This is a genomic window from Streptomyces sp. NBC_00271, assembly GCF_036178845.1.
GTDB lineage: Bacteria > Actinomycetota > Actinomycetes > Streptomycetales > Streptomycetaceae > Streptomyces.
The window spans coordinates 1,441,487-1,453,641 of the sequence record NZ_CP108070.1; the positions used below are offsets into that span (position 1 = coordinate 1,441,487).

Consider the following 12,155-nt stretch of genomic DNA (forward strand, 5'->3'; position numbering starts at 1 on the left):
CTGCCGGGCTCGACCCGGCTCGCGTGATGTCCGTTCCGGAAGCGAGTCCTTACGGGTGTGCGATGTCGGTGATCACCTGGTCGTACCGCCGAATGTTCCCGGTGAATGTGTAGTTCGGGTACCTCGGCCGCAGGCGGGCCAGGGCCGCGTCGACGAAGGCTCACATGTCGCCGATGTCGGCGTGGGGGTCGAAGGTGGCGTGGGTCAGCCATTCCCCCTCGTTGTTGGCCACGTAGGCTTCGTACTTCTGCTCTTCGGTGGTGACGGCCATGGGTGTATCGGTCTCCTGGTTCGTGGCCTGCCGGATGTCGTCACTCTCGTCGTCCACGGTGGCGGCTGCCTGCGCTGTCCCTGCCGTGGTGAGAAGCGTTGCCGCTGCGGCCGTGCCGTCACGGTGCCGGACTTCATCGGGCGGCGGCCGACTGCGGTCGCATGCAGACCGCGGAACCCAACGAGTGCCCTCAGAGCCCTCTAGATGGCTGACGCCAGGTCAGGACGCCTCTGTTACAGGACTGTTGAGGATTCCCACGTACTGTGTTGATCAACAGGGCGCTCGCCAGCGCCCCTCATGCAACGGAGAAGAACCACCATGCGCCTGTCCCACGCCGCCACCGCACTCGCCGTCACGTCCGCGCTGGCCCTGACGCTCACCGCCTGCGGGAACGGCAGCGGCAACGACGCCTCGGGCGACCAGTCGTCCACACCGGCTTCCTCGTCCTCGGCCACTGCGACTGACGGCGCCCCGGCCGAGAACGCGGGTGCCACCAAGGATGCGGGCAGCAGCACGGGCGGCGGTACGGGCACCAGCACCGGGGGCACTGGTGGCACCAGCGGTGGCGGCACCGGCGCGGGCGCGGGCCGCTGCCACACCGCCGGGCTGGGCTTCTCGTTCGGCTCCGGCGACGGCAAGGTCAGCAGCTCGGACGACCAGCAGCAGCTGGCCGTGGTGCTGAAGAACAAGACGTCAGCCGCGTGCACCATCCAGGGCTTCCCCGGGGTCGACCTGAAGTCCTCCGGCGGCAGCTGGTCGCTGACCCGCAGCGGTGCGACGCCCAAGAAGATCACCCTGGCCGCCGGTAGCAGCACGACGTTCACCATCACCTTCCTGCCGTGGAACCAGGGCAGCGGCACCGAGTTCAAGGCCACCTCGGTCGTCGTCACCCCGCCGAACGAGACCACCTCGACCACCCTGGCCTGGCCCGGCGGCAGCGTCCTGCTCCAGGACGGCGCCACGCACCCCGGCACCTACACCGGCCCCGTCGGCGGCTGACGGCGACTGGCCCTGGCCGTACCCGAGACGTCGTCCTGGCGTGGGGGGGGGAGCCCCATCACCGAGCGGAGCACTCCGCAGAGGGTTCGAGTTGACTCATGGACACCTCCCGACTGGCCTCCGCAGGCCGACTGGCGCAACGTCGCCGAGGACCGCGTCGCCTGATGCCCAGGACACCTCGGCGACGGGGCGCTCGCACTTGAGGCTGGGTCCGGGAGCCGAACCTGGCCGCAGGGAGGGGGCACGCGGCGGAGGCTTCACATTTCGGCCGAGGTCTGCGGCCACTCCACGATCGACCGACCCTCGTCGTCGATCTCGGGCTCACGGACTCCCGAACGCAATGGGCATCGACACTGCCAGGATCGCCATCCGACGGCCCAAGGTCCCACTCATCGCGAAGAGTTGGCCGGATGCGCCACAACGCGCGGTCCAGGGAACTGTTACGCAGCGCATCGCGGAACAGCTACGCATAGGTGGGGGCAGCAGCTTCGTAGGCCTCACGAGTGGCGCTGGGGGCATCGCGTTCGACCGTGCTCGCGACACCAGTGCCGCATCAGGCAACGTTCGCCTTCACTCCGTATGGACCTGCCACCGACGGTCTGTCAGTGCTCGGGTGAGTTCGGCGTGGTACTGATCGGCGTCGAAATGAAACGCTGGGGGCCGCACCTTGTCAACGGGCACCTGCCACTCGGACCACTCCACGATCCCGCCGTGGCGCTGCACGAAGACGGACAGGTAGCCACAGCACCCGCCGGTGCACTCAGGCTCGCCCAGCACTACACGTCGTCCCTCGCCGGTCCCCCAGAGGGGACCGTGGCCGTCGGCGGGCAGCGCCTCCTCCGCAAACGGGCCGCGACCTCCCTCGCCGACCACCTCTGACACCAGTTCCTCGCCATCAACCCAGAACTGCAATTGGGCAGCCCATCGGGGCCCCGGGGGCAACGCACTGACCTCAAGCCGATTGAACACCCGAACACCGTACGTGGGTACGGGCCATCACAAGTCCTTTCCCACGACCGGGTGCGGGCGTCCGGCCAACCAGCAGTCGACGTCCCAGGAGGCAATCGTTGGTTGATGCGGCACTAGTGCCGCATCCGGCGCATGTGACTGAAGCCATCCTCGACAGTGAGCCACTTCCCGTTTGGGAACGCACTCACCTCCAGGACGTGCTGTGGAGCCGATGCCACGGACCGTGGCTCGGCGCCACGGCCCGTGGCGACGGCGTAGCGCTCAGTTGGTCAGCGGGGCTGGTCACCGCGCCCGGGGCCTGCGCGAGTCCGGTGGCCCACAGCTGGTCGACACGCGAGCGCTCGGTGACGTCCGGGTAGCGGTTGGTGCAGGACGGGCCGGCGGCGCCGCCCGACATCAGCTCACTGCACGGCCCGCTGTAGTCGTCCGGCAGGCCCAGCACGTGCCCGGTCTCGTGGGTGACGACGCGGACCGAGTCGTACTGCTGGCTCTGGGTGTAGTCGAGGAAGACGTAGCCGCTGCCGTGGCCGTTGGTGGAGGCGTAGGACCCGCGCGGGTCGTTGCCCTCCCGGTAGGAGAAGTCGGCACCGCTCGACGCCTCCTGGAGCTTGACGTTGGACTCGGAGCTGTTCCAGATCGAGGCCGCGCTCGATATCTGCGAACGGAAGCTCGGCGCCTGGGAGGCGTCGTAGTAGAGGGTCACCGCCTGCGCGTTGGGCTGGGCGGCGCGCTTCTCGGCGACCGACTTGAGCACGGCCTCGAAGAACGCCTTGTTGTTCGCGGCCTCCTCAACCGACCCGGCGTACCGTGCCACGGAGGTACCGGAGGCAGCGGAAGTACCGGAGGCAGCGGACGGGGTGGCGGCCGTCTGGGCGCTCGCCGACACCGCCGCGCCCAGCGTGCTGGAGGCCAGACCCAGGCCGAGAGCGAGGGCGAGGAGTCTCGGGGACGTTCGGGACGACTTCATGTGGGGGGGCTCCTACTCACTCGGTGACGCCAAGCGCACGGTGCGCGGTCGACTCTGCGTGAACACCGGTTCCGACCTGCGGCGACGTCCTGTGGGTCGACATTCTTAGAACGGCTCGACAGGGAGCGCAAAGGGGTCCCGCCACTACGTCGCCTCGTAGGTCCCGAGACCTCGCCAGGGCAGTGCACGGGTCTTCGGTCCGCACATGGCGACAGGAGGAGAATCTGTCGCGGCGTCAGAAGCCTTACGCCACGGGGCAACGGGCCTGCGGGCCGGCCGGGCGGAATCCCGGGACGCGCGGCAGGATCCACATCCGGGCCAAGACGGATAAATCCTCAGATGTCCGCCATGCCTCGTCTACTAAGTGCGCCGGTTTATTGGTGGAGCGCTGTGACCGACGTCATAGAACTTGAGCTTCCGTTTCCTTCGCGCCCCACCGGCCCGGGCTGTCGTCAGCCATGCGAACGAGGTGCGTGCCCTCCATCCAGAGCGCGACCGCACGCGGCACATCCGAGACACCCAGCACACGGCACTAGCTCCTGGCCCCGAGGCGAGCCGAGAGAATCACGATCTTCCCTCCCGCCTGTTCGCCCGGGCCGTCGCTGGGCCTAGTGCTCGGCTGTGCGTCGTTGGCGATGGCCACGAGAGGCGGGGCCTGCCGAACGGGCGGCGCCGGGCCTGGCCACCCACTCTCAGTCCACTCTCAGTCGCTCTCAGTCCGCGTGAACGCCGCCTTCGGCGCGGGAGGCACCCTCGGTCGCCGCCATGTCCTGCGTGCCGATGACGCCAAGCAGCTCAAGCTGAGCGGCGCCCTCGGTACCGGGCGGGGCCGTGAACCACAGGAGGCGCTGGCGACCGTCCTCGCTGAACAGACTGTGGCAGTCCAACTCGATGACGCCCAGCGCGGGGTGCACGATGCGCTTGTGATCGGTGCGGCGCAGCCCGACGTCGTGGGTGTCCCACAGGGCAGCGAACTCCGCGCTGCCTCGCCGCAGTGCGGCCGTCATCCCGGCGACCTCGGTGTCGCGGCCCCGGCGGGCGGCGACTGCCTGCAGGTCAGCGACGAAGACCCGCGAGTGGTGCGGATGGTCCTCGGGCGGGTAGACCGCGCGGGCGGCCGGATCGGTGAACCAGCGGTACGCGAAGCCGGTGGCGGGCCCGCGCGGCTCCGGAGCCCGGCCGAGCAGTGCCGCGGCCAGCTCGTTCTGGACGAGGGTCTCGTGCAGGTCGGTGATCACCTGGGCCGGGGTGGTGGCCAGCCGGTCCAGCAGCCCGAGCAGGGCGGGCTGGACGTGTCGCGCGCTCGCGCCGTGCGCCGACGCGGGCAGCGGCCGGTCGGCGAGATGGAACAGGTGATCGCGCTGGTCGCCGCCCAGCCGCAGGGCCCGGGCGAGGGCGGCCAGTGTCTGGGACGAGGGCTGGGCGCCGCGTCCGCGCTCCAACTCGGTGTAGTAGTCGGCCGACAGGCCCGCCAGTTGCGCAACCTCCTCGCGCCGCAGGCCGGGCACCCGGCGCCGGGGCCCGTCGGGCAGGCCGACGTCGGCCGGCCGGATCCGATCACGCCGGGACCTGAGGAACGCCGCAAGCTCGGGAAGGTTCACCCGCTCATCGTCGCCTCTCCGGCGGGGTCCGAGCCAGGGGCTGGTGACCCCTGGGTGGGCTCAGCCCTGGTCAGAGCAGCTGACTCGGACGGATGGTTGCCCCATCGGGGTCGGCCTCCTGCTCATTGTGAGCAGCTCCGGCGCCCCGCACGAAGAGAGAGAGCACCATGCCGTTCGCCAACTTCAAGGTCCCCGCCGGCGCCCTCACCGCAGAGCAGAAGGAGCAGATCATCACGCGCACCACCGACCTGTACGCCGAGATCTTCGGTGACCGCGCCCGGGCCACCACCCTCGTACTGGTCGAAGAGGTCGCCGACGCCGGATGGGGCATCGGCGGCGATGTCCTGACGCTTGCCAAGATCCGGCAGACGCCGCAGGAGTGACGGCCCGGCCGGTCGCCGCACGCAGTGCGGCCGTATTCGTCGCCCCGTGGAGGGCGGCGCGGATCTCGACGAGGCCGCAGCCACGGCGCAGTGCCGCGTCCCGGTACGCGCCGCCGCCCGTGGCTCGGGAACTCGTCGACGGGGACACACCACTCAACGACCCCAGCCGTCTGGATCTGCCGCCGGTCCGCGCCCGACAACCCGCCACTGCGCAACGCCCTACGCCCACCCCGTTCGCCTCATCTCAACGTGCCAGCAGCCCTGTTCATCCTCCAGACCACCCGCCGACAGCAGCCGTCCGCAGCACCTGCCGGCGTATTACCCGGTTCCGGACCGATGGGTGGCCGTCGCCGCGAAACGTCGCCTCAGGCGATGAGTGACCGGACGATCACACAGGGCCGCAAGCTGGGAGGGGTCGAAGATGGTCAACGCCGGGACGTACCCGCTGTGGCAGTAACTCGCCGTCGCAGAGGGGCTGCCGGACGAGGCACTGCCCGCGGTGATCGAGGCGCTGTGCGCGCCGGCCCGCGCCATCCACGACGTCTACGACGTCTACGACCGCCGCGAGGAGTGGCGCAAGAAGGCCTTCGCGGACGCGCTGCCCGCCCTCCTACGACGCACGACCGACCCCGCGTTGCGCCGGCGGCCCCTGGAACAGGCCGACGATGGGCAGTTCGCCGACCTCGTCGGCCAAGGCGTGGTCACGGCCGCCGACCTGCCCGCGATTCTGAGCACCCACCGCCCCACCCCGGGCCTCGTCACCGGACTTGCCCGGCACCCCGGGCAAGTCGACGGCGCGATCGGCCTGCTCCGCCATCTCCACGACACCGATCTGGAGCGGGTGGTCAGCGAGTGGAACCCCCGCCGCTACCGCGCGGATACCGAGGCGTTCCCGCCCGTGCCTCCGGCCCTCTCGATGCAGTGCTGGAGTACGCCCTCACGCCCCGCGCCCGCATCCTGGACAACCTCGGCGAGCACCCGGGGTGGGAGATCTCCCAGCGCCCCGGCCTGGGCCTGCCCCACGAGTTCGGCGAAGGCTCCCCTGGCGCATCCTCGCCACCTGCCCCGAACGCTGGCCCGAACTGGTCGACCGTCCCACGCTCGGCACGGCCGTGCAGCATCTCCTCCTGGACCACGCCGAAGCGGAGCAAGACCTCAACCGTCAGAAGGCGGCTACCGGCAGCTCCTTCCTCATGCGCGGCACCGGGGCGACTCGGAAGAAGACCTGGAGCCGGGGCTGTCGCTCGACGCCGGTCTGCTGGAGGCCTGCCTGCCTGCCCTGTGCCCGCCGGAGATGGCCTGCCTGCCCAAGCCGAGCGTGACCGCCCGCCACCGCCTCCACCACGTCCGGCAGGCATTTGGTGCGTCTTCGCCCTCACCGCCGACCGTCCTCTGCCCTGCGGCCCTGCCCCGTCGAAGGCCACGTCGGCAGACGCCACTCAAGACGAAGCGGCGCCCTGCCGACGGTCACGCCAGGGGATCGATATCGTCCGCCCGATGCCCCGGGTCCGCGGCTCGGCGGACGGCACGGAGGAGGAGCACCATGGCCAATGGCCAACAGGGAACCGCGTCGGATGACGGATCCGCGTCGCGGGCACCGGAGGCCCGTCGGGCGAGCACGCACGACACGGTGCGCCTTGCGGTGGTCATCGGTGCTCTCGGCGTGGTCTTCGGCGACATCGGCACCAGCCCGATCTACACCCTCCAGACGGTGTTCAACCCGAGCGACCCGCACCCCGTCCCGGTCACCACGGACAACGTGTACGGGGTGGTGTCGCTGGTGTTCTGGTCAGTGATGATCATCGTCACGGTTACCTACGTGCTGCTGGCGATGCGCGCCGACAACGACGGCGAGGGCGGCATCATGGCGCTGATCACCCTGCTGCGGCGGTGGAGTTCACAGCGTGGGCGTCGGGCCGCCGTCGTACTGGCCGCGCTCGGCATCTTCGGTGCGTCGCTGTTCTTCGGTGACAGCATGATCACCCCGGCGATCTCGGTGCTGTCCGCGGTCGAAGGACTCAAGGTCGTCGAGCCGTCGCTGGGAAGCGCGGTCGTGCCGATCACCGCGGTGATCATCGTGGTGCTGTTCCTGGTGCAGCGCCGGGGAACCGCGGCGGTGGGCCGAGTGTTCGGGCCGGTCATGATCGTCTGGTTCGTGGCCATCGGCGCGTGCGGCGTCGCCGGCATCGCCGACCACCCGGGCATCCTCAGGGCGCTGTCACCGACGTACGCGCTGGGCTTCCTGTTCGGCCATTGGGGCACCGCGTTCTTCTCCCTGGCCGCGGTCGTACTCGCGGTCACGGGTGCTGAGGCGCTCTACGCCGACATGGGGCACTTCGGCCGCCGGGCGATCACCCGCGCCTGGATGTTCCTCGTCTTCCCAGCGTGCGTACTGAGCTACCTCGGCCAGGGCGCTCTGATCCTCGACGATCCGAACAACATCAGCAGCCCGTTCTTCCTGCTCACGCCCGACTGGGGACGGTGGCCGATGGTTCTGCTGGCCACGGCTGCCACCGTCATCGCCTCCCAGGCAGTGATCACCGGCGCGTACTCGGTCGCCTCCCAGGCGGCCCAGCTCGGCTACCTGCCGCGGCTGCGGATCGCGCACACGTCCGAATCCACCATCGGCCAGATCTACGTCCCGTGGATCAACTGGCTGTTGATGGTCTCGGTGCTGACCCTGGTCTTCGCCTTCCGCACTTCCACGGCGCTGGCCTTCGCGTTCGGCATGGCGGTCACCGGCACGATCACCATCACCACGCTGCTGTTCTTCTACGTCGCCCGCGCGAAATGGGGCACGCCCCGGTGGCTGCTCGCCATCGGCGCGACCGTGCTGCTCTTCGTGGACCTGCTGTTCGTGGCGGCCAACCTGACCAAGCTCGTCCACGGCGCGTGGCTGCCGCTGCTGATCGGCCTCACCGCGTTCACGGTCATGACGACCTGGCAGCGCGGCCGCGAACTCGTCACCGCAGAACGAGCGCGCCAGGAAGGTCTGCTGCCTGAGTTCATCGACGACCTCCGCGCGGGGCGGGAGCCGACGCTCCGGGCGCCCGGCACAGCCGTCTTCCTGAACCGGGACAAGGAGACCGCGCCCCTGGCCATGCGGGCCAACGTCGAGCACAACCACGTGCGGCACGACCAGGTCGTGATCCTGTCCATCAAGACCGAGCCCGTGCCCCGCGTCCCGGCCGAGCAGCGGATCGTCGTCGACGACCTCGGGTACGCCGACGACGGGATCATTCACGTCACCGCCCGGTTCGGCTACATGGAGACACCGGACGTGCCCGGCGCACTGGCCATGCTCGACCCGGCCGACACCGAAGGACCGCTGCAACTCGATCAGGCGTCCTACTTCCTGTCGAAGATCGAGCTCCGTCGCGGGAAGGCACCGACGATGGCGCCCTGGCGCAAGCGGCTGTTCATCGCCACCTCCTACATCACGGCTGATGCCGCCGAGTACTTCAGCCTGCCCCGCGACCGCACGGTCATCATGGGCTCGCACATCGAGGTGTAGGTGCGCCGGACGCCGAGGGACGGGTGCGACGCAGAGGACGTCACACCCGTACTTCCGTGAACGGCGCCGAGGACCCCATCGACCCCCTCTCGCGGAGGCGGATGGCGCCGCCGAAGGCGGCGAGTGCGAGGCAGTCGCCGCCTCCCGCACCCCCTGAGCTTGCCCGGTCAGCCGACGAGAGGCAGGTCATGCGAAACGTTGACGTAGGGCGGATCGATCCGGCGGCTACAGCTACTGACCTGGCAATTCGTCGGCCAGTTCAGAGCGGGCGGCGCCCGCGTGGTGCGTACGACCCAGCTCCGGGTGCAGCGGGTCCATGTCCACGGCGACCATCTCCGCATCCGGTAGGCGTTCGGCGAGAGAACGACGACAAGCATCAGTCCGGAACTGTCACTGCCCCGCGATCGCGACAACGAGCAGGACGACCGAGATCAGCACGACTAGCGCGCCCCCGGCGATGAACGCGCGTTCAGGGCCGAGGCGTTCGCGCCCGTGGACGACGACGTTTCGCGGGTCGGCCGGATCGTAGGAGACAAGTACGTTGCCGCCGGGGCGGAGCGGCTGTCGCCGCGTGGAGGGGGCGGGACAGACCACTTCCATCACTCTGTCGTCCTCCGTCACGAACTGGAGCACCGGGCGTGGCGGGGGCGACTCCTCAGGAGCCTCTCCCGGGCGTCTCTTGACCAGCGCCTCGACGCGCACGCCCGTCCTGCTCGCACGCCGCGCCTCGCGCAGCTCATAGGCCCCCACGAGGACGGCCAGCATGCCGCCGAACGCGGCGATCCCCGCGAGTACGGCCACGGCTCCCACGTCCACGCCACGCCCCCATTCCGGTGTTCGTCCCTGCTTCGGCCGCCGTCGCCGACACCCTCACATTGTGGTCACACCAGCCCGGCCAGATCGTGGTTGAGTTCGACGACGTTGACGTGTTCCTGCCCCAGGAAGCCCGGAACACCTCCCTGGCCACCTGCTCGTAGGCGTACGCCGCGGAGATCCGCTCGAGGGCTGCGCGGGCGTCCTGGTCGTCGGGGCGGGAGCACGCCGATGCCGGACGGGCCCGACCGGCGGCGCAGCCGTCGGCCAGGATGCTCAGGGCGAGCGCGGTGTTGGGGTCGGTGGTGATCCACCAGAGCGTGGCCTGCCCACTCTCCGCAGTCGCTGAGGCGATCACGAACCAGCCGATGAGTACGAGCCGGATGCCGCTGACGTCACCGGGCGCAGCCGACGTCCAGCACTTCGATCACGTCACCGTGGCTGGTGTAGACAAGCCAGCACCATTCACCGAACACTGCGGCCAGCTCCGGGGCCTGTAGCTTCGGGGCCCGGGTCACCGCTGTGATGAGCGTGATGATCTCGTCATGCACATCGTCCGGGACGCCGAACAGCACGTTGGCAGCCTGTTGGATCAGTTCGACTTTCATTTCGCACCCCCCGGACCACAGGAGCAGCAAGGTAGGGCAGCTGTGTACTCCGCCCGTGCGTATGGACGACTACGACCAGAGTCCGTCATCGGTAGCAAGCGTCGCAAGGTGTTGGCGGTGCTTGTGTAGCTCTCGGTACAGCGTGGAGCGGCGAGCGGCTGCCGCCGAGCTCTGCGACGACCTGTTCGGGCATCGCGCCGCCGTTGGTCCGCTGGGCGGCTCCGGCGCGGGTGGTCGCGTTGAGCTTCGCGGGCCGTCCGGTCGGCAGTCCGCGGGCTTCCCTGACAGCACGGCCGTCGGCGGCACGCGCCAGCATGTAGATCCGTTCCATCTGAGCGAACATCGCCAGCAGCGCGATAGCCGCGATCGCCCTGTCCGTCCCGGGGCCCGGCTCGCTGGTGTCCGCGGCCGTCATCCCCAACGGCGCCGACACCGACGCCTTCCAGCCCCACCACCTCGAGTCCGCGTGGCGCCCGCAGCACCGGCGCCACTGGCTCGTCACCGACCCGCGCGGTACGGCCACGAGGGCTATGGCCGAGGCCGGGCCGACGGGCGTGGGTGCGCCCGCTTGGCTGCCCGGACGCTCTCCTCCAGTGCCGCCATCAGGTCCAGCGAAGGGGCGGCCTCCACCGGCCCGGCAAGCTCACCGCCGGTGATCTTCACGTCTACGAGCTGTTCAAGGGCGTGGGCGTACTCGTCGTGTACCTCGCCGACGTCGATACCGGTGAGCTCCCGGATCAGCATCTCGGCCAGTTCCAGCTCCCGGTCGGTGACCGGCGTCGAGGGCGCGAGGTCTCCGGGGTCGCGCAGCTCGTCCTGCCACAGGAGAGTCTGAAGGATGAGCAGGCCGTGGCGAGGGCGGAGCAGCGCCAGCCGCTCCCGGCCGCAGAGGGCGACCTTGGAGACGGCGGCGCAGCCGGTGCGGGCGAGCGCCTCGACGAGCAAAGAGTACGGGCGGTCGCCGCCCGGTCCGGAGCCCACGTAGTACGGCTGCCCGTAACTGATCGGGTCGATGTCCTCGAAGGGCACGAAACCAAGCACGTCGACGGTCCGCTTCGTGGGCAGAGGCAGATGAGCCAGGTCCTCGTCCGTGAGCCGCACCATGCGCCCGTCGCCCAGGGCGAAGCCCCTGCCGACTTGTTCGTACGGGATTTCCTGGTTCTCGGCCTTGCAGAAGCAGCGGTGCTCGACGCGGCTTCCATCGCTGACATGGATCTCGTGAAGGCGCACGGGATGCTCCTCCGTGGCGGCGTACAGCCTGATCGGCAGCGCGACCAACCCAAACCGGATCATCCCGGACCACGTGGCCTTCATACATCCAGCGTCATCCCACAGCACCTGGCGCGCATCCCGGTCGCGGCCACCCCCAGCGAGCTGCCCCGGTCACGAGGAAGTCCCCCGTGTCGCCCCGTGTCACCCCCGTTTTCTCCAGCTCGATGCCGCCGGGGCAGTAGTGGAAGGATCGGAGCCATGGGCACCGAGAAGGGCTGGGTGTACCGGGTCGACGAGCCGTACGGCTCGCAGGGCTGGCGCCCCTACGGCGGCCTTCCCGAGCGGTGGCGCGGGACCGTCATCACCGACGATCCCAAAGAGGCCGCCGAATACGTCGCCGCCCTCGTCGTCACCGACCTGGTGACCGAATGGGAGGTGCGCGGCACCAGGCAGAGGCACGTACGCGTGATCGTCTGGGAGGACGAAGAAGGCGACGGCCCCGAGGACGCGGCCTTCACCGTGGAGATCCAGCCCGACATCGACGCAGGCTGACCGATCCGGCCTCAGGGGACAGGCTTGGCGCTCTTCGGTTCCGCGGAGCGCAGGCGAGGCGGAGCCTTCGCGCCGCGGTCAGGCCTGCGCGAAGGCTCCGAGGGCTCCGAGGGCTCCGAGGGCTCCGAGGGCTCCGAGGGCAAAACAGTCCCCGGTAGTGCTGCACGTGTCCTGAAGCTTCAGTCGTCACTGCCGCCTCGGTATCGCGCCGGCTTGCCGGGGGCCTGAACCACATCCTGTCCAAGTCACTCCGCCGACTAGACGTC

Annotated in this window: 13 protein-coding genes; 5 read left to right on the plus strand and 8 right to left on the minus strand. The window is 69.7% G+C overall.

The window, feature by feature from the left end; all coding sequences use genetic code 11:
* Positions 1–160: 160 nt before the first annotated feature.
* Entirely contained in the window at positions 161–328 is a 168-nt protein-coding gene (locus tag OG798_RS06960) for a hypothetical protein (RefSeq protein ID WP_328756624.1), read from the minus strand.
* 261 nt (positions 329–589) lie between these two features.
* On the opposite strand from OG798_RS06960, the gene OG798_RS06965 reads away from it, so the two are divergent.
* Positions 590–1,270 carry a DUF4232 domain-containing protein gene (locus OG798_RS06965; protein ID WP_179436702.1) on the plus strand — a complete coding sequence of 227 codons (681 nt, stop codon included), beginning with the start codon at positions 590–592 and terminating at the stop codon, positions 1,268–1,270.
* A gap of 711 nt (positions 1,271–1,981) precedes the next feature.
* A complete protein-coding gene (locus OG798_RS06970) occupies positions 1,982–2,149 on the plus strand; it encodes a hypothetical protein (protein ID WP_183127557.1) in 168 nt (55 codons plus the stop codon).
* Positions 2,150–2,423: 274 nt separating this feature from the next.
* Here the strand turns inward: OG798_RS06970 and snpA are convergent, their stop codons facing one another.
* Both snpA and OG798_RS06980 read right to left on the minus strand, forming a co-directional pair.
* On the minus strand, positions 2,424–3,206 hold the full coding sequence (gene snpA / locus OG798_RS06975) for a snapalysin (protein ID WP_328756625.1): 783 nt from the start codon (positions 3,204–3,206) through the stop codon (positions 2,424–2,426).
* 713 nt (positions 3,207–3,919) lie between these two features.
* The gene (locus tag OG798_RS06980) at positions 3,920–4,807 is read right to left on the minus strand and encodes a helix-turn-helix transcriptional regulator (RefSeq protein WP_095856584.1); all 888 of its coding nucleotides are present in this window, start codon (positions 4,805–4,807) and stop codon (positions 3,920–3,922) included.
* A gap of 167 nt (positions 4,808–4,974) precedes the next feature.
* Here OG798_RS06980 and OG798_RS06985 point away from each other — a divergent pair, with 167 nt between their 5' ends.
* Complete coding sequence (locus OG798_RS06985) at positions 4,975–5,190, plus strand: tautomerase family protein (RefSeq protein WP_095856583.1); 216 nt, start codon at positions 4,975–4,977, stop codon at positions 5,188–5,190.
* Positions 5,191–5,800: 610 nt separating this feature from the next.
* On the opposite strand, the gene OG798_RS06990 is transcribed toward OG798_RS06985, so the two are convergent.
* Positions 5,801–6,013: a hypothetical protein gene (locus OG798_RS06990; RefSeq protein WP_328756626.1), complete on the minus strand. Its 213-nt coding sequence runs from the start codon at positions 6,011–6,013 to the stop codon at positions 5,801–5,803.
* A gap of 720 nt (positions 6,014–6,733) precedes the next feature.
* Here OG798_RS06990 and OG798_RS06995 point away from each other — a divergent pair.
* The gene (locus tag OG798_RS06995; RefSeq protein WP_328756627.1) at positions 6,734–8,704 is read left to right on the plus strand and encodes a potassium transporter Kup; all 1,971 of its coding nucleotides are present in this window, start codon (positions 6,734–6,736) and stop codon (positions 8,702–8,704) included.
* A gap of 390 nt (positions 8,705–9,094) precedes the next feature.
* On the opposite strand, the gene OG798_RS07005 is transcribed toward OG798_RS06995, so the two are convergent.
* The 4 genes from OG798_RS07005 to ku all read right to left on the minus strand — a co-directional run bounded on the left by OG798_RS07005 (position 9,095) and on the right by ku (position 11,439).
* The gene (locus tag OG798_RS07005) at positions 9,095–9,520 is read right to left on the minus strand and encodes a DUF3592 domain-containing protein (RefSeq protein ID WP_097226826.1); all 426 of its coding nucleotides are present in this window, start codon (positions 9,518–9,520) and stop codon (positions 9,095–9,097) included.
* Between the two features lie 392 nt (positions 9,521–9,912).
* Positions 9,913–10,125 (minus strand): hypothetical protein, encoded by a 213-nt coding sequence (locus OG798_RS07010; protein WP_095856578.1) that lies wholly within the window; start codon positions 10,123–10,125, stop codon positions 9,913–9,915.
* An 85-nt stretch (positions 10,126–10,210) separates the two neighbouring features.
* On the minus strand, positions 10,211–10,558 hold the full coding sequence (locus tag OG798_RS07015; protein WP_267060681.1) for a hypothetical protein: 348 nt from the start codon (positions 10,556–10,558) through the stop codon (positions 10,211–10,213).
* Positions 10,559–10,653: 95 nt separating this feature from the next.
* Positions 10,654–11,439, minus strand: a complete 786-nt coding sequence (gene ku / locus OG798_RS07020; protein ID WP_328756628.1) for a non-homologous end joining protein Ku — start codon at positions 11,437–11,439, stop codon at positions 10,654–10,656.
* A gap of 156 nt (positions 11,440–11,595) precedes the next feature.
* On the opposite strand from ku, the gene OG798_RS07025 reads away from it, so the two are divergent.
* Entirely contained in the window at positions 11,596–11,889 is a 294-nt protein-coding gene (locus OG798_RS07025) for a hypothetical protein (RefSeq protein WP_121417425.1), read from the plus strand.
* Positions 11,890–12,155: the final 266 nt, after the last annotated feature.